A 25,217-nucleotide genomic window follows, 5' to 3' on the forward strand; every position below is an offset into this window, starting at 1 on the left:
TTCATGCAGCACCTTGCGGTATTTTCCATCATTCCGGCTCGAACTGGGTCTCCACTGTCAAACTTTGGAGCCTCAAGATGAATATCGTTGCCAAGAGTACCCCACCCGTCGTCACCACCGGGCCGTTGCCTGCCTCCACGAAAGTCTACAGGCAAGGTGTCCTGCATCCAGAAATTCGCGTGCCGATGCGCGAGATCGCGGTCCATCCGACAGCGGGCGAACCGCCCGTAACAGTCTATGATTCCTCCGGCCTCTACACCGACCCTTCCTACGGTGCCGCCATTGAGCGTGGCCTTCCACGCCAGCGTCGCGACTGGACGCTCGCCGGAGGTGATGTGGAGGCTTACGACGGACGTCACGTCAAACCCGAGGACAACGGTTTTGCGACTGGCACCCGCCTGACGCCTGAATTTCCGTTACGCTATCAACCGCTCAGGGCCAAAGACGGCAAAGCCGTCACCCAGCTTGCCTATGCTCGGGCCGGTATCATCACGCCGGAAATGGAGTTCATCGCCATCCGGGAAAACCTTGGACGTGAGGCGGCCAGGGAAAAGCTTGTGCGCGACGGCGAGAGTTTCGGCGCGCATGTTCCCGATCATGTCAGTGCGGAATTCGTTCGTCAGGAGGTGGCGGCGGGCAGGGCGATCATCCCCGCCAACATCAATCATCCTGAACTGGAGCCGATGATCATCGGCCGCAATTTCCTGGTGAAGATCAACGCCAATATCGGCAATTCGGCCGTTACGTCCTCAATGGCGGAAGAGGTCGAGAAAATGGTCTGGGCGATCCGTTGGGGCGCCGACACCGTTATGGATCTTTCAACGGGTCGCAACATTCACAATATCAGAGAGTGGATCATCCGCAATTCGCCGGTGCCGATTGGCACTGTGCCGCTCTATCAGGCGCTGGAAAAGGTGAACGGCATTGCCGAAGACCTGACCTGGGAGGTTTTCCGCGATACGCTGATCGAGCAGGCGGAGCAGGGCGTAGACTATTTCACAATCCATGCCGGCGTCCGGCTGCATTACATTCCGCTCACCGTCAACCGCGTTACCGGTATCGTATCGCGTGGCGGTTCGATCATGGCCAAGTGGTGTCTGCATCATCACAAGGAGAGTTTCCTCTACGAACATTTCGAGGAAATCTGCGACATCTGCCGCGCCTATGATGTTTCTTTCTCGCTCGGCGACGGTCTGCGTCCGGGTTCAATTGCCGATGCCAATGATGCGGCGCAATTTGCCGAGCTGGAAACGCTGGGTGAGTTGACCAAGATCGCCTGGGCCAAGGATTGCCAGGTGATGATCGAAGGCCCTGGTCATGTGCCAATGCACAAGATCAAGGAGAACATGGACAAGCAGCTTGAAGTCTGCGGCGAGGCACCGTTCTACACACTCGGGCCGCTGACGACGGATATTGCTCCGGGTTATGACCACATTACGTCCGGTATCGGCGCCGCGATGATCGGCTGGTTCGGCACGGCAATGCTTTGTTATGTGACGCCGAAAGAACATCTCGGTCTGCCTGATCGCAATGACGTCAAGGTGGGTGTCATTACCTACAAGATCGCCGCCCACGCAGCCGATCTCGCCAAGGGACACCCGGCTGCACAGGTGCGTGACGACGCGTTGTCGCGCGCCCGTTTCGAGTTTCGTTGGGAAGATCAGTTCAACCTTTCGCTCGATCCCGACACGGCGCGCTCCTTCCATGATGAAACGCTGCCGAAGGAGGCGCACAAGGTCGCGCATTTCTGCTCGATGTGTGGTCCCAAATTCTGCTCCATGCGGATTTCGCATGACATCCGCGCCGAGGCGCAGAAGGAAGGACTGGAAGCAATGGCGGCCAGGTTCCAGGAGGGTGGGGAGCTCTATCTGCCTGTCGATCCTTCGACTGGCGCTTAGCATGCGTATCCTCATCAAGGGAACGGGCGTCGCGGGTTTAACCGCGGCGTTCGAACTGGCTTTGGCGGGTGCTTCGGTCGAGGTTTCTGATACCGCTGCCGAACCGTTTCGCGGTGCTTCCTGGTATGCGGGCGGAATGCTGGCCCCCTGGTGTGAACGCGAGAGTGCAGAAGAGGCTGTACTAACGCTTGGTCAGTCCGCACTGGACTGGTGGGAACGGGCCACCCCCGGCCTCGTTTTTCGCAACGGCACGCTTGTCGTTGCACCGGCGCGCGATCGCGCCGAGCTTTCGCGTTTTGCCTCCAGAACCAGTGGTTACAGATGGCTGGATGAGGATGGGATTGCAGCTCTCGAGCCCGATCTTTCGGGGCGTTTCCGTTTCGGGCTGTATTTTCCGCAAGAAGGCCATCTCGATCCGCGCCTTGCGCTGAAAGCTCTTCATGCGCGCCTTCAGGACATGGGTGTCGCCTTCCATCTGGGCATGGGCCAGCTGGAGGAAAATACGTTCGACCGTGTGGTCGATTGTGTCGGCCATGCGGGAGTCGGTCGGCTTCCCCGGCTTCGCGGTGTTCGTGGCGAAATGCTTTATCTCGCCACACAGGATGTTTCGCTGGCCCGCCCTGTCCGCCTGCTGCATCCGCGTATCCCGCTTTACATTGTGCCGCGTGAAGGCGGGCGCTTCATGGTCGGGGCAACGATGATTGAATCTGAGCATACCGGACCGATCTCGGCCCGCTCGATGATGGAATTCCTCAATGCTGCCTACACCATCCATCCGGCTTTCGCCGAAGCGGAGATACTCGAAACAGGCACCGGTATCCGCCCTGCATTTCCCGATAATCTGCCGAAGATCAGCGAAAGCGGCAGGACCATTCTCGTCAACGGTGCGCACCGGCACGGCTTTCTTTTGTCGCCAGCGATGGCGCGCGAAGCTGCGCGTATCGTCTTCAGTGATCTATCTGCAAAGGACAAACAACATGAAACTTCTGGTGAATGGCGAGGAACTTGATTTCGCCGCAGACACATTGGCAGCTCTGCTTGCCGATCTTGAATATGAAGGCGAATGGCTGGCGACGGCGGTCAATGGCGACCTCATCCATTCGGACGAGCGTGCCGCGTGCAGGTTGAAGGATCGCGACCGTATCGAAATTCTCTCGCCGATGCAGGGGGGCTGACGGAATGTTAACGTTTTACGGTCGCGAAATCTCTTCCCGTCTGCTGCTTGGTACGGCCCGCTATCCATCGCCCGCCATTCTTGAAGAGGCTATCCGGGCAAGTGGCACGGAAATCCTGACAGTTTCATTGCGCCGGGAAACGGCGGGCGGCAAGAAGGGTGGGCAGTTTTTTGAACTGCTGCGTGACCTTAGTTGCCACATCCTGCCCAATACGGCGGGTTGCCATACCGCCAAGGAAGCGGTTTTGACTGCGAAAATGGCGCGCGAGGTGTTCGCGACGAACTGGATCAAGCTCGAGGTCATCGGCAATCACGATACCTTGCAGCCAGATGTCTTTGCCCTGGTCGAGGCCGCGAAAATTCTCTGCGACGAGGGTTTCGAGGTTTTTCCCTATACCACCGACGATCTAGTCGTGGCGGAAAAACTGCTGGATGCCGGCTGCAAGGTGCTGATGCCCTGGTGCGCGCCCATCGGAAGTGCCATGGGACCCCTCAATGTGACGGCACTCAAATCGATGCGGGCGCATTTCCCTGACATACCGCTGATCGTCGATGCCGGGATTGGTCGCCCATCCCACGCGGTTACAGTGATGGAACTGGGCTATGACGCGGTCCTGCTCAATACAGCGGTTGCGGGTGCAGCTCATCCGGTCATCATGGCGCAGGCATTTGCCCGTGCGATCGCTGCCGGGCGTGATGCGTTTCAAGCCGGGCTACTTGAGCCAAGGGACATGGCCGTGCCCTCAACGCCGATCATCGGTACGGCAGTGTTTTCCTGATCGTCGTTTTCCGGAAGGCTGGTTTTACGTTGACACTCTTCAGTCGTGGCGGGATACCGGCATAAAAGAGGGAACAACGCCGCTATGCATAATCTTCTCACCGATATCGATGGTGTTTCAGTCGGAAACGTCACCGACCTTCAACTTGGCTCGGGTGTGACCGCCATCGTGTTCGATCGACCGGCTGTTGCCTCTGGCAGCGTGCTGGGAGGCGCGCCCGGCGGCAGGGACACAGCCTTGCTGGACCCGTCCATGACGGTCGAGACGGTGGATGCTCTCGTGCTTTCCGGCGGTTCAGCATTCGGGCTGGATGCGGCAGGTGGCGTTCAGGCCGGTTTGCGCGAGATTGGTCGTGGCTTGCAGGTAGGCACCACGCGGGTGCCGATCGTACCGCAGGCGATCCTGATGGATCTATTGAATGGCGGGAACAAGGATTGGGGCCTCAATTCTCCTTACCGCGACATGGGTTATGCTGCCTTCAAGGCGGCTGCCACAGGACCGTTTGATCTTGGCACAGTCGGTGCCGGGACGGGGGCAACGACTGCTACCTTCAAAGGCGGTCTTGGTTCGGCCAGTGCCATGAGTTCCGGCGGCTACAAGATTGCGGCGATTGTTGCGGTCAATGCACTTGGTTCTGCAACTGTCGGGGAGGGGCGCCATTTCTGGTCCGCGCCGTTTGAAGCGGACGGCGAGTTTGGGGCTTTTGGGTATCCTTCGCAATTCGCGACGCACGATACTGCGCTTCGTTTGAAGGGTGTGAACCTTACGGCAACAACCATTGGCGCTGTGGTGACCGATGCCGCGCTGACAAAAGCACAGGCACATCGTTTGTCGATCATGGCGCATGATGGCCTTGCCCGTGCCGTTTTGCCAGCTCATCTGCCAAGCGATGGCGACACGATGTTTTCTGCCGCAACGGGTGAAAAAACACTTCAGGCCGGTGTTCACTTCGCAGAACTCTGCCACCTTGCGACAATCACCATGGCACGCGCCGTGGCGCGTGGCGTCTATGAAGCGACGGCTCTGCCGGTTGCCGGTGCCCAAAAGGCATTTCGCGATGTTCACCGGAGCACAGGGCAATGAGCAACGCATCTTTACCGTTGAAGCCGGTTCTTCGGATCGATTTTCCACCTGGCGATCGCCTCGGTCATGGCAGGATCGAGCTGATGGAGCTTATTGCCGACACGGGGTCGATTTCCGCTGCCGGGCGGGCAATGGACATGTCCTACCGACGGACATGGCTGCTGGTGGATGCTCTGAACCACATGTTCCGGCAGCCTGTGATCGAATCGCAGCGCGGCGGCAAGCAGGGGGGCGGCGCGTCCCTGACCCCATTTGGTGTTGAAGTCCTGGAGCGGTATCGCGCCATGGAACTGCGCATGAACGATGCCTTACGCGCCGATCTCGACTGGCTGGAGGCCAATCGCAATCTTGAAGCGGGCGATGCGATCAATAGGGATCAAGAGCCGCCGATTTTATGATCGCGTGGATGGCTTTGCCCGGTTCAAGCTGCATACGCTCACGCGACAGATCGGTGATGCGCGATTGGATGAGGTTGCCGCCGCAGTCAACCTGAACCGTAACCATCCCGTCGCCGGAGGCCGTGATATCGGCAATCGTTCCCTCAAGAATGTTAAGAGCACTCAAGCCTTCCGGTCTTACTGTTGCCAGCATGACATCGCGAGCGGGGATCAGGACACGCACCGCTGCTCCAGCCGTTCCAGACTTGGCTGGAACCTGCAGGACGACATTCGAGAGGCGCACGGCAGCAAGGTTATGGTGTGCATCGAAGCTGTCCAGATGGCCGGAAACAATGCTGCCGGTCTCGCGCCTCTCAAGATGAACACTAAGAGCGGGTCGGGCAAGAACATCGGCCGCTTTGCCCTGCGTTTCGATCCTGCCGTCTTTCATGACTACGATGTTGTCGGCCAGGCGTGCGACTTCCTGGATCGAATGGCTGACATAGACAATCGGAATGTTCATCTCGTCACGCAGCCGTTCCAGATAGGGAATTATCTCGGCCTTGCGCGCCTCATCGAGAGACGCCAGCGGCTCATCCATCAACAGCAGTCGCGGTGATGACATGAGCGCGCGTCCGATCGCAACGCGTTGTTTTTCGCCCCCGGACAGTTTGTTGGGATGCCGCTGCAACAGGTGGTCGATACCGAGCATATCAATGATGCGGCGGTCGTCAGCCCTCGTCAGTTTGGCGGACGTGAACCATTTCCCGTAATTGAGGTTCTGAGCCACGCTGAGATGCGGAAAAAGGCGTGCTTCCTGAAAAACATAGCCGAAACGACGTTTGTGGACGGGCACGAACAGCTTCTTGTCACTGTCTGCCAAAACCTCGCCATCAAGCGAAACCTGCCCGTTCTCCGGCCGTAAAAGACCCGCGATAATTCGGATCATCGACGTTTTTCCGGAGCCGGAGCGCCCAAACAAAGCCGTGACCCCGCTCTGCGATTCAAAGGACGCGTCCAGCGCAAAAGAACCAAGGCGGTGGCGAACTTTAACCGAGAGCGTCATTCCATGCTCACCTTTTTGCCGATGATCCGCGCCAGAAATTCCGAACCGAGCAGCGCCAGCATGGAAATGATGACGGAGACGATGGTGAGGCGAAGCGCGCCGGAATCGCCGCCGGGAACCTGGGTGAAGGTGTAGATGGCGGCTGAGAGTGTCTGGGTTTCCCCTGGAATGTTCGAGACGAAGGTGATTGTCGCACCAAATTCGCCCATTGCCTTGGCAAAGGCCAGGATCATGCCGGCAATGATGCCTGGTAAAATCAGAGGCAATGTAACGGTGAGAAAGACGCGCAAGGGACTGGCACCGAGCGTCGCCGCTGCTTCTTCCAGCTTGCCGTCTACCGCTTCAAGCGAAAGACGGATGGAGCGGACCAGCAATGGAAATCCCATGACCGCGCAGGCGAGTGCGGCGCCTGTCCATCGAAATGAGAAGACAATGCCGAAATAGGTATCGAGAAACTGGCCGATCATGCCTCTTCGGCCAAACAGCACGAGGAGGAGAAAGCCCGTGACTACGGGCGGGAGAATGAGTGGCAGGTGTACGATGCCGTTGAGGATGGATTTTCCCCAGAAGCGACCACGCGCCAAGGCAAGCGCCACGAGAATTCCCAGTGGCAGGCTTGCGAACATTGCGACCAGGGACACCCGCAGGCTGAGCTTGATTGCAGTCCATTCTTCAGGGCTGAGCGTCCACCAGTCCAAATGCATATCCTGTCGTCGTGAAAAGCCGTGGCTGCCGTTGTTCGGAAGCCACGGCGATCACCTTACTTCAAAACCGTAAAGCCTTGCTGTTCAAAGAATGGCTTGGCTTTTTCCGAGTTCAGGAATTCGAGATAGGATTTGGCCGCCGGGGACTTGGCTTCCGTAAGTACAGCAACCGGATAGATGATTGCCGGATGGCTGTCTTCAGGGAAGGTGCCGACAATCTTCACGCCCGGGTCGGCGGCAGCATCTGTCTGGTAGACGATGCCATAAGGTGCTTCGCCGCGCGAAACGAGAAGCAGTGCGGCGCGCACGCTTTCAGCGCCCGCGACTTTCTTCTCGACTGACGCCCACACGCCAAGCTTTTCCAGTGCAGCCTTGCCATATTTTCCAGCCGGAACGGAATCCACGGCGCCCATCGCCAATCGGCCATCGCCAACCAGGCCGGCAAGATCAAAGCCCTGGCTGATCTCAACGGGTTTGGCCTTGTCGGCAGGAGCGACGAGAACGATCCGGTTGCCAAGAAGATTGGAGCGGGTCGCGGTGTCGATCAGCTTCTTGTCTGCAACGTAATCCATCCATGCGAGATCGGCGGAAATGAAGATATCGGCAGGCGCGCCGGCTTCGATCTGTTTGGCAAGTGCAGAGCTTGCCGCATAAGAAACCGTGGCCTCGTTGCCGCTCTCCGTGGCCCATTCGCCATTGATGGCATCAAGAGCATTCTTCATGCTCGCGGCTGCAAAAACAGTCACCTTTTCGGCGGCGTTGGCCGGTAGGGCGCCAAATGACACGGCCAGCACCATGGATGTGGCGGCAGCAACGGATCTGAAAAAAGTGCGGCGCAGAAGCTTCATAATCATTCCCCCGGTATCGAGATATTTTCGTGAATATAACGCTAGCCGTACATCGCCATCATTATATTTTCAAGAACATATCGATCTTGGGAAAACGTCGAGACGTCTTTGCGGGATCAGGATGGAAAATGGCCGCTTTTGATCAAATCAGTCGATGATGACGTGCGGTACGAAGCGGGACAAGTTGGCGGTAATTCGTGATTGATCCTCACGGACGCCCAGACCACAAGCGCGGTCGCCGATCACCCAACTTCCGAGCACGGCGTAGCCCGCCTCGCTTTCGAAAAGTGGCGAATAGGCCTGTATGATAAAGCCCTCTTCGCCATATTCGCCAGGAGCTTCGATCACGTCGTGTCCTTCGCGAACAATGGTGACGTTTTCTCCCTCACGGGAAAGAAGCGGTTTGCGCACGTAATCCATCAGGCCTGTTGCTGCCGGGGTGTCGGCAAAGAAGCTCGGCAACAGGTTGGGATGATTGGGATGCCGTTGCCATAAAAGCGGCAGTAGCCCCTTGTTGGAGAGAACCGATTTCCAGGCCGGTTCGATGAACACGTCGCCGGATTTTGCCAATTGGCGGGCGTAGGGCTCGCGCAGCATATGTTCCCAAGGATAAAGTTTGAAACAGCGATCGATTACCCGATCTTGAAGATCGGTATATCGCCCTTTCGCGTCGATCCCGATGTCGTTGATGTCGATAAGCTCGACGCGATGACCTGCCTGCAGGGCGCAATCCATCAGGTACACCGTCGTGCCGCGATCCTCTTCATTTCGGGTCGCGGCAGCGAAATGGAAAATCGGTTCCCTGGAGAACTGCGCAAAAGCCTCGATCAGGCTTTCCTGCAGAAGATTGTATTGATCCGCACTGTCCGGCAGTTGGCCGCTCAAGATTTGATCTGTCAGCCAATCATACTGGAAATAGGCTGCCTCGAATATGGATGTCGGCGTGTCCGCATTGTATTCGAGCAGTTTGACCGGCCCCGATCCGTCATACGCCAGATCGAACCGTCCATAGAGATGGCGATCTCCGCGTTGCCAGGATCGCAGGACCACGTCGCGCATGTCGTGTGGTATGGCCAGCCTGTCGAGCATCTCTTCACTGGTGACGATGTCGCCGACCATGTCCATGCACATATCGTGCAGTTCCTGGCTCGGGGCCTCGATTTCTGTCTCGATTTCGTCAAACGAAAAGACGTAAGCGGTGTCGTCGACCCAATAGGGTTCGCCGTACATTTCATGAAAGCCAAAGCCGACGGCGCGCGCTTTCTCGCGCCAGTCGGGTCGGGCCGTAATGCCTATGCGTTTCATATCAACCGCTGCTGCTAAAGGAACGGCCGCCGAAACCTTCACGCGAAACGCTCTGGGTTTTTACATTGACCATCTGGGTGGCGCGCGTTGTTGTGATTTCAGTATCGCTGTGCGCGCCGCTTGCCGTCATCATCGGTGTTACCGTCTGGCCAGTGCGGTTGCGATAGACCGGTTGGGAGGCGCTGATACCTGCGCCGCCGGAAGAGCTGCTTTCCTCTTCGTTTTCCTCTCGACGGTAGTTGTTATAGTCAGCGATGTTTTTGATCGTTGAAGACAGAAAATATCCGGTCATGAACGGCGTAAAGGAGCCGCCGCTCGTCCCGCTCGACTTTAGCCCTCGTTGTTCCGTGCACTGAAATTTTCCGTACTCATCCTCGCAGGCCGCCATGCCATCGAAACGCGGAGCGTTTGTGAGATGCGTCTGCATGGCATCTTGATAGGCGGTCTGGCAGACCTGCGTATCCATGCCAGAGGAAACGCACTCATCCACGGAGGTGAACATGACGTTGTAGGGCGGGGTCTTGGTACAGTTGTGAAGAAACAAAGCGTATGCGGCGAAGGAGCCGAAAATGAGGATTGGGCGTCTGTGCCCGCTCAAACGTCTGCGCATTTTCTCTCCTCAATACGTCATGCAGGCGGCATTGAGGATGCCGATCGCGAGCGCCACACCGCCACCCCACAATCCGGCTGCGATATCGCCGCTTGTGATCTTGTCATGGAGGTTCTTCATCGTGAAATTGGCAATGTAGAAAGCGAGCACTTGGGCGGCGATGCCAATTACGGCCCAGATGACGTAGTCGACGATGCTGACAGAATGGGCTGCCGCAGATGCAAGCGGCAGGCTGAAACCGATCAGTGCGCCGAGAAAAGCTATAACGGCTGCAAGGTTTCCCTCGTGGATAAGCTCCGCCTCCCGATGAGGGGTCAGTCGGGTGTATATGGCAGCGAAAGCAGCGTATGCGGCAAGTCCGATGAAGAAATATCCCAAAAATGCGGGCAGGCCCGCAACGTAATCAATCACTTAAAAGTCCCCCAATACATATAATACCGTCAGTACCATGCAGATGGCAGGCACCAGGGCCACACGATCAACAAATCGATGTCGTGTCGGCTGCATCTCTGACCATGATTTTGCCTCTGATCGATCAGATGCATAGTCTCAATATCTTCAATTTAAATGACCACTCCGGATGTTCCATTCGGCCTGTGGTCCCGCCGTTTGCTCCACCAGAACGCGCCAAGTTCGACTTGTGGCTCCATATCCGCCAAGGCAAGGTCAGGTTGAGAAGATTCTCCTGCTCAACTCAACCCTGAAATCAATACGCAGAGCTGCTATCTTTGGCAATGGAGACGCCCAATGGTCAGGTGGCTTTATTGTGTGTGACGATTTTTAGAAGCGCTCGCCGGCAAAATGGGCAAGTTGCGCGCCTGCTTCGTAGTAGCTTTCCTTCAGCGCACGAAATGGCTGGGCTTGAGGATCGGTCACGGGCAAGGGCAGGTCATCTTCGGAGAGGTCACCCAGGACGTGGTCGGCAATCGTACGGCCGAAAATCGTGCCTGGTGCGATGCCTCTGCCGTTATAGCCGGAGAAGCCCACGACCTTGTCTGCAAATTTGTGGAAGCGCGGCAGTGCGTTGTCCGTCATACCGATCTGGCCATACCATTCGCATTCGAACTCGATGTCGGCAAGCTGCGGAAAGAGCCGTTTCAGCGATCGTCTTGCCCAGCTCCTGTGGATGGCAGTACCCGTTCCACGCAAGGCGCCAACGCTGCCGAACACCAATCTGCCGGCCTTGTCCATCCGGAAAGACGACAGGATTTCCTTGGTATCCCAGCACCCTTCGCGGTTTGGCAGGACGCTTTTTTGCAGGTTGTCGCTCAGTGGCCGAGTGGCAAGGTTGAAGTAGGGAAGGTAAACCTGCTCTTCCCGCACGATTTTCCAAGGTCCCGTGCTGTAAGCCTCGGTTGCGACGATGATCCAGTCGGATGAGACAGCGCCCTGCGGTGTCTTGACGACCCATCGGTTTCCGTCACGTTCCGTAGCGATGACAGGGCTTTCGGTGAAGATACTTGCCCCGGCCTTCGCGGCAGCCTTTGCAAGGCCGCGGACATAGGCAAGCGGTTGCAGTGTGCCTGCGCGGGTATCGAGAAGCGCACCGGAGTAGGCCGGGCTGCCGATACGCTTTGCTGTCTCGTCGGCGTCGAGAACCCGGACCGGTGCGCCGCGCGCTGCCCACTGTTCACATCGGGCCTGGATTTCCGCCAGCCCCTTTTCGCCGACCGCGCAATGCAGGGTGCCGTTTTTTTCCATCTCGCAGGCGATGTCGTGTTTTTCGATCAGGTTTCGGACGGTGAGCGGCGCATCGCCCAGCAGGTTGAGAAGGCGCTCACCATAGACCGGGCCCAGAACCCCCGGCAGTTCCTGAGGCATGACCCACATGCCGCCATTGATCAGGCCGACATTGCGGCCAGCGCCCCCGAAGCCGATCTGTTTTGCTTCGAGAAGAACGACGTTCACACCTCTTTCCGCCAGATGAAGTGCTGCTGACTGGCCGGTGAAACCGCCTCCAACGATGACGACGTCGGCATGGACCGTGTCCGTCAATGAAGAGGTCGCAGGGGGCTGGGGCGCGGTCTTTTCCCAAAGGCCATGAGAGCGGGGGTTGTTGTACATCGTTCCACCATTTTTTGGGCCTATCCATGCTGATTATATATGAGTGATAAGCCCTTGTTCCGAAGACTTTACAGCCGGGCGCGCATGGTGAATATCGACATATCGTCAAGAGTTCATTCCGTGAGGGAATATGGTTCTTCCGCCGCGTAGATTTTTGCCGTCATTGTCTCTTCTCGCGGCGTTCGAGGCTGCCTCGCGTATCGGCAGCGTATCGGCGGCGGCCCGGGAATTGGGGCTGACACAAGGAGCGGTCAGTCGACAAATTCTCGCGCTTGAGGAGCAGCTTGGCGTGGCGCTTTTTTTACGCGAACGCCAGACGATCCGGCTTACCCGCGCGGGGGAGGGTTATGCACGCGAAATTCGCGAGGCTTTGCGCCGCATTTCCACCGCCTCGCTCAATCTGCGCGCCAATCCCGACGGTGGCACGCTCAATCTCGCAGTTCTGCCGAGTTTCGGGACACGCTGGCTAGTACCGCGCCTCCCCGATTTCATTGCGGCCTGTCCGGGAATATCGGTCAATCTCCTGACGCGCTCGTCTGTGTTCGACTTCAGGACCGAAACCGTCGATGCGGCCATTCATTTCGGTCTGCCGCATTGGCCGGGAGCGGAACTCGTTTTCCTGATGCATGAAAGCGTGGTGCCGGTCTGTAGCCCTGACTTCAAGGAACGACATGGTCTTTCTGATCCGGCTCATTTGCTGAATGTGCCGCTGTTGCACATGACGACCCGTCCCGATGCCTGGGAAAAGTGGTTCCGAAGCCATGATGTGGGTTTCGACAATCTGCATGGCATGCTGTTTGACCAGTTTACGACGATTGCCGAGGCGGCGTCTTTCGGTGTTGGAGTGGCACTCATTCCCTCCTTCATGATCGAAGATGAGATACAAACCGGCAAACTGGTCAAAGCAGTTTCAGGAACGCTTGAAAGTGAAGAGGCCTATTATCTGGCCTGCATGTCGGACAGGGCAGGTTATTTGCCGCTTGAAAGTTTTAGGAACTGGATCGTCGGGCAGGCAAAAAAGGGCGATATTCAATTGCGTGGCGCGTCGCGCGGCTGACGTAGCTCTACGTAACATGGTCAAAATGGTCGCACACTTTTTTACGGCGGGCTCGGAACGGTCTTGCAAGACGAATGCGGGTGCGCCAATAGTGCGGCATGCCCACGGGGCAAAGCCATTTATTGCGAATCCAACCACGGGAGACGTCCGTGAAGCCAATCTTTGTTCAGCTTCAATGTGAACCCGGCAAGACCTACGATGTCGCCGACGCCATCTACAAGACCGAACTCGTTTCCGAACTGTATTCGACGAGCGGCGAATATGATCTGCTGCTGAAAATCTATCTGGGGCCGGAAGAAGATATCGGCAAGTTCATCAACCAGAACATCGTCAACATTCCCGGCATCGTGCGGTCTTTGACCACCTTGACGTTCACTGCGTTCTGAAGCCGAAACGCGTTACAACAAAAAAGCGCGCCGTCGATATCAGTATCGGGCGCGCTTTTGTTTTTCTGATCGGTTTTTAAACTGTCGGAAAATGCATTCCATCAAGCGACAGCGGCGAAGTTCCGCTCGCGCACGAGATTGCGGATTGCAATGCGTACGTCGTCGGCGCTGTCAAATTTCTGTTCGTCCAGATCATGGACGTGAAACTTGACTGCGATGAACTTCAACCGGTCATTGTCCGGAATAACGATGCCGACGGGTTCGCCAGCGAATTCAATAACTTGCTTCTGCATAATACACTCCCGCTGTGGCTATATCTCACAGCATGTTGTCGAACTGAATTTTCAGATGATTGAGACGGTTAAGTCACATTCGACAGCAGCGGGAACATGTGGATTTAAATCCACCATCCCGGGATTCAAGACCAAGGATTGCGACGATGCGCGGATATTTCGACATGACACACTCCCTGTGTTGGTGTTGACCCGGAATATCAGGAGACTCGTTCTCCAGTTCAAACGACAGATAGTCCGGATCGGCGTTAAAATCAATACCGATTGTTATAGGTAGAATATTTTTCTGTATGATGACAGGAGATGGGCGGAAATGTGAAATTTTTGTTTCTGAAAACGTCAGGTTTCAAAAGCCCGGAAATGCGGGCTTTTGATTGGCTTTTTAATTGCCGTTCCCGTCCATGGGTGGGTAGATATGATCGTTTCCGTTGAAATCATAGACTGAGTAACAACCTTCTGGTGTTTTTTTCGCCGCATTCTCGCCGATAACGGCTTTGCCATATCCGCCGGGAATATCGAGAACATAGGTCGGCTGGCACAGACCAGAGATTCGCCCGCGCAGCGCCGAAACGATTCGCTGCCCGTCTTCTATGCTCAGCCGGAAATGGCTGGTGCCGGGCGCAAGATCCGGATGATGCAGGTAATAAGGTTTGATACGGGTTTCGACGAAGGCACGCATAAGGTCCACAAGAACCGCTGGGTCATCATTGATGCCCCGCAGCAATACCGTCTGGCTGATCATGACAATTCCAGCATCCACCAAACGGGCGCAGGCTTCCCTTGCCACATCTGTGAGCTCACGCGCATGGTTTGCATGAAGTGCAACATAGGTCGTCTTGCCGCTCGCCTTCAGCGCATCGATCAGTGCGCTGTCAATACGGGCCGGATCAACAACCGGCACCCGCGTATGGAAACGGACGATTTTGACATGCGGAATGTCGCGCAGTCGCTGCATCAGACCGCAAAGTCTGCGTGGCGATAGCACGAGCGGATCGCCACCCGTCAGAATTACTTCCCATATTTCCGGGCGAGATCTGATGTAGTCGAATGCTGCATCCAGTTCGTCCGGGCTCATCGTACCACTTCCTTGCGGGCCGACCGTTTCACGGCGGAAGCAGAAACGACAATAGACGGGGCAGACATGCACGGCCTTCAGCAACACCCTGTCCGGATATCGGTGGACGATGCCGTGGACGGGACTATGCGGCTTGTCGCCGATCGGGTCGTCACGTTCTTCTGGAAACTGTAGAAGCTCGGCTTCGGTCGGAACAAACTGCAATGCAATCGGGTCGGCCGGATCAGCCGGATCGACCAACGCGGCAATCGAGGGCGTGATTGCCACGGCATAACGTTGTGCCACTGCTCGCAGGCCATCAAGCGCACTGGCGTCTATCAGACCTGCATCAAACAGCGCTTCGGGTGTCTTGATGGTTTCGGCTGCTGTCATTGCCCATATTCCGCAACGGGTGCCCACATAACGAGATCGATGCGCGGCGCGCCGGTTGCCAGCATGACAAGCCGGTCGAAACCAAGTGCTATTCCACTTGCTGCCGGCATGATGTCCAACGCAGCAAGAAAATCCTCGTCGAGCGGATAGATCTCTCCATAGACGCGCTGCTTTTCTAGCATTTCAGCTTCAAAGCGTCGCCGTTGTTCTGTCGCGTCGGTCAATTCGCCAAAGGCATTAGCGAGTTCCACGCCGCAGGCATAAAGCTCGAAGCGTTCTGCAACACGTGCATCTGCCGGCGATTTTCGAGCGAGGGCGGCTTCACTTGTCGGATACTCATCAAGAATGGTGGCTCGTCCGAAACCGAGTTCAGGCTCCACCCGTTCGACGATGACACGGCTGAACATGTCCGCCCATGTGTCGTCGTCGGCAACACGGATGCCTGCGTTGATGAGGTTCGCGGCGAGGTGCCTGGCGTCGGTTTCACCATTCCGGCTGATCGTTGCGAGAAGATCGATACCCGCATATCGCTCAAACGCTTCCGCGACGCTCAAGCGTTCAGGCGCCAGAAACGGATCGACGCTGCGGCCACGATAGCTAAAGGTTCTGGTTTTCGCCGTTTCGGCCGCAAGTGCCAGAAGTTCGGCACTGTCATTCATCAGCGTTTCATATGTCTCGCCGGAACGGTACCATTCAAGCATCGTAAATTCAGGATGATGCAGGGGGCCGCGCTCACGGTTTCTGTAAACATGGGCGAAACAGGAGATGCGTTTTTCACCCGCTGCAAGCAATTTCTTGCAGGCGAATTCGGGCGAGGTGTGAAGGTAAAGTGCGGCCCTGTCGCCACTTGTGGTGATGCCCTGTGTCGTGAAAGCGTGTAGATGAGCCTCGTTTCCGGGCGAGATCTGCAGGGTCGCAGTATCGACTTCGAGAAAATCCTTGCGGGCGAAATAACCGCGGAAGGCAGACTGGATCGCATTTCGTCCGATCAGAAAAGCGCGACGGTCTGCATGAACATCAGGCCTCCACCAGGACGATACTTTCTGTTTGCTTGAATCCATTTTCCTGTCTTCTTTTCCGTCGTTGCGGCGGCGGCATTGCAGAGATTTTTCTCCGCTACATGTGCGATCATACCATTTAAAGCAGTTCTGGACCGAAAAGCGCTAGGCACTCTTCCCGGAATTGCTGTAGAAGGCTGGCAATTCGCACGGATTTAAGGTAGTTGCGCCCCAGAAAAAAGACAAAACGTCTACCGGGTCGGTGCAGCCGCGCAGTCCTTTACGACGCATTTCATCGAGTTACAAGGAACTCATATGGTCAAGGTTATCGCCTCATCCGTCCGCAAGGGCAATGTTCTCGACGTCGACGGCAAGCTGTACGTCGTCCTCACTGCCCAGAACTTTCACCCTGGCAAGGGTACCCCGGTTACGCAGGTCGACATGCGCCGCATCGTCGATGGCGTGAAGGTTTCCGAGCGCTGGCGCACCACCGAACAAGTCGAGCGCGCGTTTGTTGAAGACCTGAATTTCCAGTTCCTTTATGAAGACGGCGAAGGCTTCCACTTCATGAACCCTGAGAGCTACGATCAGGTCGTTGTCGATGTTGATACGATGGGTGACCAGAAGGCTTACCTCCAGGAAGGCATGACCTGCGTTCTTTCCATCCACGAAGGCGTTCCGCTTTCTGTAGAACTGCCGCGCCATGTCACGCTGGAAATCTCTGAGACCGAACCGGTCGTCAAGGGCCAGACCGCGTCGTCGTCCTACAAGCCGGCAATTCTCTCCAACGGTATTCGCACCATGGTTCCGCCGCACATCGATGCCGGTATTCGTGTTGTGATCGCGACGGAAGACAACTCCTACGTTGAGCGCGCCAAGAACTGATCACTGGATGTGTGCTCGCGGGCGCATTCGGAGCGTTTCAGCTATTTGAGGTGATGCGCCGATCCAGATCCGAAAATGCAAAAAGCACCGGGAAACCGGTGCTTTTTTATTGCCTGATTTGACGGATGTGTTGGCATAAAAAAACCCGCGCAAAGCGCGGGCTTTTTTGTTGTTGCGAAAGGCTTGTTACATGCCCTTTGCGACAGTCTGTGTTTCCGTGACCTTCTTCGGTGCGGTCTGGCCATAGGCATAACCGCCACCGAGAGCGACGCTCAGAGAAACATAGTCCTGGGCGGTCTGTTGTACGGCCTGAGCAAGGCTTGCCTGAGCGGTGGAAACCTGACGCTGCGCATCGAGAACGTCGAGCAGCGAGGACGCACCGTCACGATAGCTCGCGGTCGAGAGCTGCAGGGCTTCCTGATAGGAGGCAACCGTCTTGCGCAACGCATCGGCAGTCCGCTGATCGCGATTGATGGCGGCCAGCGCGTTTTCAACTTCTTCCACAGCGTTCAGAACCGTCGCCTTCCAGACGAGATACTGTTCGCGAGCCTGCGAGTTCGTCAGATCGATGTTGGCGCGGATGGTGCCGCCATCCAGAATCGGCAGGACGATGCTCGGACCAAACGACCAGCTATTTGCCGATCCGCGGCTGCCGCCGCTGATGAAGTTGTAGCTTGGCGTGATGGAGCCGCCGAGCTCGATGCTCGGATAAAGTCGCGATTCGGCAACACCGATGCTCGCAACGGCCGCGGCCAGTTCGCGTTCGGCCGCACGGATGTCCGGACGATTGCGAATGAGATCTGCCGGAATGCCGGTGCGCGGGACGCTGCGGGCAACTGGCTGGCGAGAACCCTTCTGAAGCTCCGTCAGAAGCGACGAAGCCGGCATGCCGAGCAGGGTGGCGATGCGGTGAGCCGAGCGACGGAAATTCGTCTCAAGACCCGGAATTTCCGACAATGTCGAATTCACCAGGCCCTCGGACTGCACAACGTCGAGGCGCGATGCAGCACCTGCTTCGAGCTGCAGCTTGGTCAGGTCGAGCGTTTCGCGGCGAGAACCGAGGTTCTGTTTGGCGATCGCGATACGCTCCTGGTAGTAGCGAGCGTCGATATAGGCGGCTGCCACTGCGGAAATCAGCGTCAGACGCTGGGTGTCGACGTTGGAATACGCCGCGTCGAGCGAGGCATTGGCGCTTTCCTTGGCACGACGATACTGACCGAACAGGTCAAGCAGCCAGGAAACGCTCAGGCCACCGGACGAGGCGTTCGTGACGGGAACGTCGCGATAGCTGCCCTTGGTCTGGCTTGTGGTGTGCTGGCCACTTGCCGTGAGGCTTGGAAGCGAACCGGCGCCGGCTGCGACAACGTTGGCCTCAGCCTGATTGATGCGCTCGAGGGCCTGCAGGACCGTGAGGTTCTGCGCAAGACCGGTCGAGACATAGCCGTTCAGGCGGCTATCGTTGAAGGCCGTCCACCAGGCAACACTGCTGATGTCACCGTTACTGGTTTTTCCACCTTCTGCATATTTTCCGGGAAGCTGAATTTCCGGGGTCTTGTGATCTGGTCCGACAACGCAGCCAGACAGCAAAAGCATTGTCAGGGGAATGGTAGCACGAATAGACAGCATATATTTTTCCCAATTCTCCGGTTGGCTTACCGAATGCAGCGTCATGACGAAGCGAACAAAGCCGCTCATGTGCCGTAGAAACGAGCATCTGCCAAATCAGCAACATTTCTAGCAGCGTATTTACAATTGGCACAGCCCATTTTTGTTTTGTTAACGCCTAGAAAGGCGGCGAATGACCACGAAAAACGACGGAACGAAGAAAATTCCGAGGAGTGTTGCAGAAAGCATACCACCCAGCACCCCGATACCGATCGCATTTTGGGCCGACGATCCTGCTCCGGTTGCGATTGCAAGAGGAACAACACCGAGGATAAAGGCCAGCGAGGTCATGATGATTGGGCGCAGACGAAGCTTCGCAGCTTCCAGCGTCGCATCCACCAGACTAAGCCCGTGTTCTTGCCTCTCCTTCGCAAACTCGACGATCAGAATGGCGTTCTTGGCAGCGAGACCGATGGTCGTCAAAAGACCAACCTTGAAATAAACGTCGTTCGATTGATCGAAGAGCAGCGCAGCACCCAATGCGCCCAGCACGCCGACCGGCACGGCCATGATGACCGAGAACGGGATCGACCAGCTTTCGTAAAGGGCGGCAAGGCAGAGGAAGACGATCAGGACCGAAAGCGCATAGAGCATCGGTGCCTGTGAGCCGGACAAACGTTCCTGATAGGAAATGCCCTGCCACGCGACGGTGTAACCACCTGGCATGCTTGCCGTCAGACGCTCCATCTCGTTCATCGCGTCACCAGACGCAACGCCCGGTCCGGCGGTTCCTTCAAGCGAAATGGCGCCCGTGCCGTTGAACCGCGCAAGCGTCGGCGGTGCATTGATCCAGGTGACTTCGCTGAAGGACGAGAACGGTACCATTTCACCATTCGTGTTGCGGGCATACCAGTATTTCAGGTCATCTGGTTGCATGCGATAGGGGGCATCACCCTGCACGTAGACCGGCTTCAACTCACCGTTCAGCGTGAAGTCGTTGACATCGCGTCCGGCAAAGATCGTCGACAGCATGAGATTCACCGAGGCAAGATCGACGCTCATGGCCCCCATCTTTTCCTGATCGAGAATGATCTTCATCTGCGATTCGTTGTCACGGCTGTTGCTTCGCAGCGAACTGATGTTGGGGTTGCCGTTGGTGAGCTGGATCAGTTCCTTCGATGCTGCTGTCAGGGCGTCAGTACCGTTACGGCCGCTGTCGACAAGGTACATCGAGAAGCCGCTGGACGTTCCCATGCCCTGAATTGCTGGCGGCAGAAGCGGGAATACCTGCGCATCGCGGAAACCGAAGAATGTTCCCATTGCGCGCTGGACAATCGCTGCTGCGTGCTGATCCGGTGCCGTGCGCTCGGAAAAGTCCTTGAGCTTGGTGAACACCATAGCGTTGTTCTGGCCGGAGCCGGTGAAGCTGAAGCCAAGCACGCCGAATACGGATTCAACGTTGTTGCCTTCCTTTTCACGGAAATAGGCTTCGACCTGTTTGACCACTTCGTTGGTCCGCTCGATGTTCGAGCCGGTTGGCGTTTGTACGATGGTCAGCAAAACGCCCTGGTCTTCCTGCGGCAGGAACGAGCTTGGCAGTTTCGTGAAGAACCATGCGCAACCGCCAATGATGGCGACGAAAAGCACCATGACACGCAGCGGACGCTTCAGAAGATAACCAATGGTCGAAACGTAACCGTCAGTGGTTTTCCCGAAGCCGCGGTTAAACCACGCGCCAGGTCCACGCTGCTTCTTGTGATGGTCAATCGGCTTCAGCATGGTGGCGCAAAGCGCTGGCGTCAGTACGATAGCGACAACGGCCGAAAGCAACATTGCCGATACGATCGTCACGGAGAACTGGCGGTAGATAATGCCGGTGGACCCGCCGAAGAAGGCCATCGGAATGAACACGGCAGTCAAGACGAGGGCGATACCGACGATTGCGCCGGTAATTTCACCCATCGACTTTTCCGTTGCTTCGACAGGCGAAAGGCCCTCTTCCGACATGATACGTTCGACGTTTTCAACGACGACGATGGCGTCATCGACGAGAAGACCGATCGCCAGCACCATGGCAAACATGGTGAGCGTGTTGATCGAATAGCCCGTGAGCGCAAGAATGCCGAAGGTTCCAAGCAGAACGACGGGAACCGCGATCATCGGGATGAATGTTGCCCTGAGATTCTGCAGGAACACCAGAAGCACGACGAAGACGAGAATGATCGCCTCGATCAGGGTGTGAACCACCTTCTCGATCGACAATTTGACGAAGGGCGTCGTGTCGTAGGGATATTCGATCGAAACGCCTTCCGGCAGAGAGCCTTCAACCCTCGTCAATGCATCCTTCACGCGGGCCGCCGTGTCGAGGGCGTTTGCGCCTGTTGCCAGATTGACCGCGAAACCTGCTGCCGGGCGGCTGTTGGAGCGGGAATCGCCGCCGTAGCTTTCCTGGCCGATTTCGATGCGTGCGACGTCGCTCAAACGAACGGTCGCCCCGTCCTTCTCGACTTTGAGGATGACGGATTCGAAATCCGCAACCGTCGTGAGCTGGCTCTGCGCCGTCACCGTCACGTTGAGCTGCTGACCCTTTACGGCCGGCAGCGCTCCGAGCGAGCCGACCGAGACCTGCGTGTTCTGGCTTTCGATTGCGCTCGTTACATCTGCGGTGGTGAGTTGATATTTGTTGAGTTTGAATGGGTCCAGCCAGATGCGCATCGCATATTCGGAACCGAACACGTTGATGCTGCCGACGCCTTCAAGACGCTTGATCTGATCTTCGATGCGGGTGGAAAAGACGTCGCCGAGGTCAGCGGAGTTGCGCTTCCCATCTGTTGAAATCAATGCGCCGACCATCAGGATGCTCGATGTCGAGCGACTGACCTGGATACCCTGCTGCTGCACGGTATCCGGCAGTTGCGACTGGACCAGCTGCAGTTTGTTCTGCACCTGAACCTGGGCAATATCCGGCAGAATGCTGTTGCCGAACGTCAGTGTGACTTCGGAGCTGCCGGTCGAGGATGACGAGGTCATATAGGTGAGATCATCAAGACCGGTCATGCCGTCTTCGATGATTGTCGTCACCGATTTCTCGACTGTCTCCGCACTTGCACCGTTATATGTAGCGCTGATGCGCACCGTCGTCGGCGCAATGTCCGGATACTGCGATATGGAAAGCGTCGCGATGGCCAAGGCACCGCCAAGCATGATGACGATGGCGATAACCCATGCGAAAACGGGGCGCCGGATAAAGAAATGGGCCATGGCAGTCCTTGCCTTATCTTTTTCGAGCTTCGAACAAAGGTTCTCTGCCTATGCTTATTTCGAGGGAGCGGCGGCCGGTTGGGCCGGCTGCACGACGATGCCCCGGTCATCGATGGTGACTTCAACGGGTGCGACGGTTGCGCCGTCGGCGATCCACTGGAAGCCGTCGACGATGAGCTTGTCGCCATCCTTGACGTTTTCGGTGACCAGCCAGGCGTTGCCGGATTGCTGGCTGGACGCGAAGGTGCGTGTTTCCACCTTGTTTTCGGCTGTGACGAATTTGGCAGTCAGGTTGCCGCTGGCATCCCGGTTCGCGGCGCGCTGCGGAATGAGATAGCCCTTTTCCTTGCCGATGTTCAGCGTTGCGCGGACATAGGTTCCAGGGAGAATGAGGTCATCCGGATTGTCGAACAAAGCGCGGATCGAGAAGCTGCCCGTCGTTTCGCTGACGGCCATATCGGACATGTCGATCTTGCCGTCCTGCTTGTATTCGGTGCCGTCTTCGAGTGTCAGGTGAATACCGGTGGCTTTTGCGTCTCCGCCGAGCTGGCCGGAGGCGATGGCATTTCGCAGCCGCAGAAGATTGGTGCTCGATTCCATCAGTTCGATGTAGATCGGATCAATCCGACGCAATGTTGTCAGAGCCGTCGTCTGATTGGCGGTGACGACGTTGCCGATGCTGAACGCGGTGGTGCTGGTGATGCCGTCAAAGGGTGCCCGGACCTTGGTAAGATTGAGATTGATCTCGGAGGTTTCCAGAGCTGCCTTGGCCTGAGCGACATCGGCCTCAGCCTGCAGCAGAGTGACCTTGGCATTTTCATATTCGATCTGCGTTGCGCCGCTGTTGACCAGGCGCTCGTAGCGGCTCAGGTTTGCCTGGGCGCTGGGAATGCTGGCTTCGGCCTTGGCAACGGTTGCCTTGGCCTGCGCGACTTCCGCCAGATAGGTATCGTCGTCGATCTGATAGAGAATATCGCCCTGCTTGACCTCGCTACCCTCCTTGAAGGGAATTTCGCGGATGATACCGGTGACACGAGGACGGATCTCTGCCGTCTGGAAGGCGCTGGCGCGACCGGGAAGGACCGTTGTCAGGGGATATTCACTGACTTTCATCGGAATGACGCTTACGGGAGACGGTGGGCGCTCATTGCCCTGACCTGCCGCCTGCTTGTTCTCACCGCTGTCGCTGCATCCCGCCAGGATCGCAGCCATGCACAGAGAAGCGAAAATAGGTAATTTACGTCGGCTCATCTTTCTTCCCTGCGTATCAGTCGAACTCTGAGTTCTTTGGCTTGCGACGGCATGAATGCGGATACGAAAACGAAGCTGCTTCTTCAGAAGACGAACCGGCACTCTTTCTTGTCCGATGCGTAATCTTCATAGAAGCGCAGGTGCCTCAGCTTCGCAAGCTGTCGCGAGAAGGTGACGTAAATTGAGAATCGTCACCTGGCAAGCGGATTACGCAGGCCCGCATCGATCAATTTGACGAGTTCATCACAACGTGTTGCCAAATTGTCGATGCCTTCCCTGGCGATGAGGACAGGATGAATGACGCTCGTGAGAGCGTGCAGAACCGTTTCTGGTTCTGTTGATAGTTCGGCAATGGGGTAGGTGCCGTCGGCGACACCGTCTTGAATGATTTCGGCGAGCCTGTTGGCAATCATCGTCTTGTAATAGTCGCCACATTTCAAATCCTGCTTGGCCGTCAGCAGAATCATTTCGAAGATATAGGGATTGTCGTTCAGGTCCTGATGATGTTTTGCCATCAGCGTACGAGCAAGGTGTTTCAGTCTTTCGACGGGGGGGTGGCCTTTGTCGAGCAGGTGGGTTTCTCTCTCGAAGAGGCCGATCTGCTCCAGGGCGATTGCATCGACCAGGGCATTTCTGGAGCTGAAATGCTTGAAGACATTGGCAGGCGACATCAAAAGTGCTGCGGCGATATCGGCGATCGCAACCGCGCCGAAGCCACGCTCTCTGAAAAGCTCTTCGGCCTTGTTGAGAATGTCGCGCCGCGTTTCCTCTGCGGAACGACGCGCCCGACGAATTGCCGGGCGACCGTTGTTCTTGTCATTTTTCCGCGTTTGTCCGCTCGGTTTGCTCACGGTCAGGCTCCGGGGAAATATGGCTCCAGATTTTTGCGCACTCTATCCAGAGGCGTTGCGCCGTTATCGTCAGGAATGAAACTCTGGCCGGTGATGCGCTCGTAAGCATCAATATAGACCTTCGAGGTCTGCAGAACGAGATCCTCGGGAATGTGCGGGATGTCATCCTTATAAGGGTCGCAGCGTTCGGCCACCCAGGCCCTGACGAAGTCCTTGTCGAAACTTGCAGGGCGGGAACCATTCTCGAAACTTTGATTGTATGTTTCGGCAATCCAGTAGCGGCTGCTGTCTGGCGTATGGATTTCATCCGCCAGAATGATTGTGCCGTTCTCGTCAGTGCCGAATTCGTATTTGGTGTCGACGAGAATGAGACCGTGTTTTGCCGAAACCTCTTGCCCGCGCTTGAAGAGCGCCAGTGCATAGCGGGAAAGTGTATCCCACTGGTCCTGCGTCAACAGCTTCTTCTCGACGATCTCTTCGGGTGTCAGCGGTTCATCGTGACCGCCATCGAAGGCCTTGCTTGTTGGGGTAATGATCGGTTCAGGCAGGACCTGGTTGTCCTTCAACCCATCTGGAAGGGTAATGCCATACATCTGGCGTTGCCCCTTCTTATAAAGCGTCAGGATAGACGTGCCTGTGGTGCCTGCCAGATAGCCGCGCACGACGATCTCCACAGGCAGGATTTCGAGACGCTTGCCGATCACCACATTCGGGTCGGGGTAACTGACGACGTGATTGGGGCAGATATCCTTGGTTTGCTCGAACCAGTAGCGCGCCGTCTGGGTCAGAACCTGTCCCTTATATGGAATACAGGTCAAAATACGGTCGAACGCGCTAAGACGGTCTGTCGATATGATGATCCGGTTTCCATCAGGCAGGTCGTAATTCTCACGGACCTTGCCGCGATAATAGTTGGGCAGTTCGGGTATGACGGCTTCTTCAAGGATACGCACGGGCTTTCCAATCTCGACAATATCGCTCCTGTGGCCCGCATCCTGCGCGGGCTTAGGCCTTTTTCCTATCGCATGTTTCATGGGCGAGGGCCAGTATAAGGCGTATTGGAACGCGTTTACGGGCCTCCATGCCCGAAACCTGAAAATACCTTTTAATTTCAATGGTATGTAAGAAAGTGACAGTTTTTTGAAAATTGGTGTGTTGACTTGTTTCATGGGGTGGGTTTATAAGTCCGCTCACTGAACGAGGGCGGCGGCGCTGCTGGCGACGAACTGCTTCGTTCTAGAGAAATCAAGCGGATTGGCTGACTTGCTGGTTTGT

The 25,217-nt window shown here is 56.6% G+C and carries 24 protein-coding genes; 9 read left to right on the top strand and 15 right to left on the bottom strand.

Annotated elements, in window-relative coordinates; all coding sequences use genetic code 11:
- Positions 1 to 77 precede the first annotated feature (77 nt).
- The 6 genes from thiC to HWX89_RS03795 all read left to right on the top strand — a co-directional run bounded on the left by thiC (position 78) and on the right by HWX89_RS03795 (position 5,332).
- Positions 78 to 1,898 (top strand): phosphomethylpyrimidine synthase ThiC, encoded by a 1,821-nt coding sequence (gene thiC, locus HWX89_RS03770; RefSeq protein WP_138795363.1) that lies wholly within the window; start codon positions 78 to 80, stop codon positions 1,896 to 1,898.
- 1 nt (position 1,899) lies between these two features.
- Complete coding sequence (gene thiO, locus HWX89_RS03775; protein WP_138795364.1) at positions 1,900 to 2,907, top strand: glycine oxidase ThiO; 1,008 nt, start codon at positions 1,900 to 1,902, stop codon at positions 2,905 to 2,907.
- Positions 2,876 to 3,073 carry a sulfur carrier protein ThiS gene (gene thiS / locus HWX89_RS03780; protein WP_138795365.1) on the top strand — a complete coding sequence of 66 codons (198 nt, stop codon included), beginning with the start codon at positions 2,876 to 2,878 and terminating at the stop codon, positions 3,071 to 3,073. The genes thiO and thiS overlap by 32 nt, the downstream gene beginning before the upstream one ends.
- Before the next feature lie 4 nt (positions 3,074 to 3,077).
- Positions 3,078 to 3,851 (top strand): thiazole synthase, encoded by a 774-nt coding sequence (locus HWX89_RS03785; protein WP_138795366.1) that lies wholly within the window; start codon positions 3,078 to 3,080, stop codon positions 3,849 to 3,851.
- An 84-nt stretch (positions 3,852 to 3,935) separates the two neighbouring features.
- Positions 3,936 to 4,934 (top strand): P1 family peptidase, encoded by a 999-nt coding sequence (locus tag HWX89_RS03790; RefSeq protein ID WP_138795367.1) that lies wholly within the window; start codon positions 3,936 to 3,938, stop codon positions 4,932 to 4,934.
- Entirely contained in the window at positions 4,931 to 5,332 is a 402-nt protein-coding gene (locus HWX89_RS03795) for a winged helix-turn-helix domain-containing protein (RefSeq protein WP_138795368.1), read from the top strand. Before HWX89_RS03790 ends, HWX89_RS03795 begins: the two co-directional genes overlap by 4 nt.
- Here the strand turns inward: HWX89_RS03795 and modC are convergent.
- The 7 genes from modC to HWX89_RS03830 form a co-directional block, all read right to left on the bottom strand.
- Complete coding sequence (gene modC, locus HWX89_RS03800; RefSeq protein ID WP_138795369.1) at positions 5,301 to 6,377, bottom strand: molybdenum ABC transporter ATP-binding protein; 1,077 nt, start codon at positions 6,375 to 6,377, stop codon at positions 5,301 to 5,303. The two genes, HWX89_RS03795 and modC, sit on opposite strands and share 32 nt — an antisense overlap.
- Positions 6,374 to 7,081 (bottom strand): molybdate ABC transporter permease subunit, encoded by a 708-nt coding sequence (modB, locus tag HWX89_RS03805; RefSeq protein ID WP_138795370.1) that lies wholly within the window; start codon positions 7,079 to 7,081, stop codon positions 6,374 to 6,376. The genes modC and modB overlap by 4 nt, the downstream gene beginning before the upstream one ends.
- Before the next feature lie 56 nt (positions 7,082 to 7,137).
- Entirely contained in the window at positions 7,138 to 7,929 is a 792-nt protein-coding gene (gene modA, locus HWX89_RS03810; RefSeq protein WP_138795371.1) for a molybdate ABC transporter substrate-binding protein, read from the bottom strand.
- Between the two features lie 147 nt (positions 7,930 to 8,076).
- Complete coding sequence (locus tag HWX89_RS03815) at positions 8,077 to 9,234, bottom strand: glutathionylspermidine synthase family protein (RefSeq protein WP_138795372.1); 1,158 nt, start codon at positions 9,232 to 9,234, stop codon at positions 8,077 to 8,079.
- A 1-nt stretch (position 9,235) separates the two neighbouring features.
- Positions 9,236 to 9,844, bottom strand: a complete 609-nt coding sequence (locus HWX89_RS03820; protein ID WP_138795373.1) for a DUF1190 domain-containing protein — start codon at positions 9,842 to 9,844, stop codon at positions 9,236 to 9,238.
- 9 nt (positions 9,845 to 9,853) lie between these two features.
- Positions 9,854 to 10,255, bottom strand: coding sequence for a DUF350 domain-containing protein (locus HWX89_RS03825; RefSeq protein WP_138795374.1), 402 nt, complete (start codon positions 10,253 to 10,255; stop codon positions 9,854 to 9,856).
- A gap of 369 nt (positions 10,256 to 10,624) precedes the next feature.
- Complete coding sequence (locus HWX89_RS03830; protein WP_138795375.1) at positions 10,625 to 11,908, bottom strand: NAD(P)/FAD-dependent oxidoreductase; 1,284 nt, start codon at positions 11,906 to 11,908, stop codon at positions 10,625 to 10,627.
- 130 nt (positions 11,909 to 12,038) lie between these two features.
- Here HWX89_RS03830 and HWX89_RS03835 point away from each other — a divergent pair, with 130 nt between their 5' ends.
- Both HWX89_RS03835 and HWX89_RS03840 read left to right on the top strand, forming a co-directional pair.
- Positions 12,039 to 12,965: a LysR family transcriptional regulator gene (locus HWX89_RS03835; RefSeq protein WP_138795376.1), complete on the top strand. Its 927-nt coding sequence runs from the start codon at positions 12,039 to 12,041 to the stop codon at positions 12,963 to 12,965.
- A 149-nt stretch (positions 12,966 to 13,114) separates the two neighbouring features.
- On the top strand, positions 13,115 to 13,351 hold the full coding sequence (locus tag HWX89_RS03840; protein WP_138795377.1) for an Lrp/AsnC ligand binding domain-containing protein: 237 nt from the start codon (positions 13,115 to 13,117) through the stop codon (positions 13,349 to 13,351).
- Positions 13,352 to 13,452: 101 nt separating this feature from the next.
- Here the strand turns inward: HWX89_RS03840 and HWX89_RS03845 are convergent, their stop codons facing one another.
- From HWX89_RS03845 to epmA, 3 genes are all read right to left on the bottom strand, one after another.
- Positions 13,453 to 13,644: a hypothetical protein gene (locus tag HWX89_RS03845; RefSeq protein WP_138795378.1), complete on the bottom strand. Its 192-nt coding sequence runs from the start codon at positions 13,642 to 13,644 to the stop codon at positions 13,453 to 13,455.
- Between the two features lie 382 nt (positions 13,645 to 14,026).
- Entirely contained in the window at positions 14,027 to 15,091 is a 1,065-nt protein-coding gene (locus tag HWX89_RS03850; RefSeq protein WP_138795379.1) for a lysine-2,3-aminomutase-like protein, read from the bottom strand.
- The gene (gene epmA / locus HWX89_RS03855) at positions 15,088 to 16,152 is read right to left on the bottom strand and encodes an EF-P lysine aminoacylase EpmA (RefSeq protein ID WP_138795380.1); all 1,065 of its coding nucleotides are present in this window, start codon (positions 16,150 to 16,152) and stop codon (positions 15,088 to 15,090) included. Before epmA ends, HWX89_RS03850 begins: the two co-directional genes overlap by 4 nt.
- 252 nt (positions 16,153 to 16,404) lie before the next feature.
- Here epmA and efp point away from each other — a divergent pair, with 252 nt between their 5' ends.
- The gene (gene efp / locus HWX89_RS03860; RefSeq protein WP_138795381.1) at positions 16,405 to 16,974 is read left to right on the top strand and encodes an elongation factor P; all 570 of its coding nucleotides are present in this window, start codon (positions 16,405 to 16,407) and stop codon (positions 16,972 to 16,974) included.
- A gap of 186 nt (positions 16,975 to 17,160) precedes the next feature.
- Here the strand turns inward: efp and HWX89_RS03865 are convergent, their stop codons facing one another.
- The 5 genes from HWX89_RS03865 to HWX89_RS03885 all read right to left on the bottom strand — a co-directional run bounded on the left by HWX89_RS03865 (position 17,161) and on the right by HWX89_RS03885 (position 24,895).
- On the bottom strand, positions 17,161 to 18,600 hold the full coding sequence (locus tag HWX89_RS03865) for an efflux transporter outer membrane subunit (RefSeq protein ID WP_138795382.1): 1,440 nt from the start codon (positions 18,598 to 18,600) through the stop codon (positions 17,161 to 17,163).
- 150 nt (positions 18,601 to 18,750) lie between these two features.
- Entirely contained in the window at positions 18,751 to 21,840 is a 3,090-nt protein-coding gene (locus HWX89_RS03870) for an efflux RND transporter permease subunit (RefSeq protein ID WP_138795383.1), read from the bottom strand.
- Between the two features lie 54 nt (positions 21,841 to 21,894).
- Complete coding sequence (locus HWX89_RS03875; RefSeq protein WP_138795384.1) at positions 21,895 to 23,091, bottom strand: efflux RND transporter periplasmic adaptor subunit; 1,197 nt, start codon at positions 23,089 to 23,091, stop codon at positions 21,895 to 21,897.
- Positions 23,092 to 23,282: 191 nt separating this feature from the next.
- On the bottom strand, positions 23,283 to 23,942 hold the full coding sequence (locus tag HWX89_RS03880; RefSeq protein ID WP_138795385.1) for a TetR family transcriptional regulator: 660 nt from the start codon (positions 23,940 to 23,942) through the stop codon (positions 23,283 to 23,285).
- A 2-nt stretch (positions 23,943 to 23,944) separates the two neighbouring features.
- Entirely contained in the window at positions 23,945 to 24,895 is a 951-nt protein-coding gene (locus HWX89_RS03885) for a phosphoribosylaminoimidazolesuccinocarboxamide synthase (RefSeq protein ID WP_138795386.1), read from the bottom strand.
- Between the last annotated feature and the right edge of the window lie 322 nt (positions 24,896 to 25,217).

The sequence above is a fragment of the Rhizobium sp. RM genome (genome assembly GCF_013390595.1).
In the GTDB taxonomy this organism is placed as follows: Bacteria; Pseudomonadota; Alphaproteobacteria; order Rhizobiales; family Rhizobiaceae; genus Agrobacterium.

Bases quoted from the DNA above. Each gene is read 5' to 3' on its own strand.
- HWX89_RS03830 (WP_138795375.1), bottom strand. From the start codon at position 11,908: ATGTACAACAACCCCCGCTCTCATGGCCTTTGGGAAAAGACCGCGCCC.
- thiC (WP_138795363.1), top strand. From the start codon at position 78: ATGAATATCGTTGCCAAGAGTACCCCACCCGTCGTCACCACCGGGCCG.
- HWX89_RS03815 (WP_138795372.1), bottom strand. From the start codon at position 9,234: ATGAAACGCATAGGCATTACGGCCCGACCCGACTGGCGCGAGAAAGCG.
- modC (WP_138795369.1), bottom strand. From the start codon at position 6,377: ATGACGCTCTCGGTTAAAGTTCGCCACCGCCTTGGTTCTTTTGCGCTG.
- thiO (WP_138795364.1), top strand. From the start codon at position 1,900: ATGCGTATCCTCATCAAGGGAACGGGCGTCGCGGGTTTAACCGCGGCG.
- thiS (WP_138795365.1), top strand. From the start codon at position 2,876: ATGAAACTTCTGGTGAATGGCGAGGAACTTGATTTCGCCGCAGACACA.
- HWX89_RS03785 (WP_138795366.1), top strand. From the start codon at position 3,078: ATGTTAACGTTTTACGGTCGCGAAATCTCTTCCCGTCTGCTGCTTGGT.
- modA (WP_138795371.1), bottom strand. From the start codon at position 7,929: ATGAAGCTTCTGCGCCGCACTTTTTTCAGATCCGTTGCTGCCGCCACA.
- HWX89_RS03790 (WP_138795367.1), top strand. From the start codon at position 3,936: ATGCATAATCTTCTCACCGATATCGATGGTGTTTCAGTCGGAAACGTC.
- modB (WP_138795370.1), bottom strand. From the start codon at position 7,081: ATGCATTTGGACTGGTGGACGCTCAGCCCTGAAGAATGGACTGCAATC.
- epmA (WP_138795380.1), bottom strand. From the start codon at position 16,152: ATGGATTCAAGCAAACAGAAAGTATCGTCCTGGTGGAGGCCTGATGTT.
- HWX89_RS03850 (WP_138795379.1), bottom strand. From the start codon at position 15,091: ATGACAGCAGCCGAAACCATCAAGACACCCGAAGCGCTGTTTGATGCA.
- HWX89_RS03795 (WP_138795368.1), top strand. From the start codon at position 4,931: ATGAGCAACGCATCTTTACCGTTGAAGCCGGTTCTTCGGATCGATTTT.
- HWX89_RS03845 (WP_138795378.1), bottom strand. From the start codon at position 13,644: ATGCAGAAGCAAGTTATTGAATTCGCTGGCGAACCCGTCGGCATCGTT.
- efp (WP_138795381.1), top strand. From the start codon at position 16,405: ATGGTCAAGGTTATCGCCTCATCCGTCCGCAAGGGCAATGTTCTCGAC.
- HWX89_RS03870 (WP_138795383.1), bottom strand. From the start codon at position 21,840: ATGGCCCATTTCTTTATCCGGCGCCCCGTTTTCGCATGGGTTATCGCC.
- HWX89_RS03835 (WP_138795376.1), top strand. From the start codon at position 12,039: ATGGTTCTTCCGCCGCGTAGATTTTTGCCGTCATTGTCTCTTCTCGCG.
- HWX89_RS03865 (WP_138795382.1), bottom strand. From the start codon at position 18,600: ATGCTGTCTATTCGTGCTACCATTCCCCTGACAATGCTTTTGCTGTCT.
- HWX89_RS03875 (WP_138795384.1), bottom strand. From the start codon at position 23,091: ATGAGCCGACGTAAATTACCTATTTTCGCTTCTCTGTGCATGGCTGCG.
- HWX89_RS03820 (WP_138795373.1), bottom strand. From the start codon at position 9,844: ATGCGCAGACGTTTGAGCGGGCACAGACGCCCAATCCTCATTTTCGGC.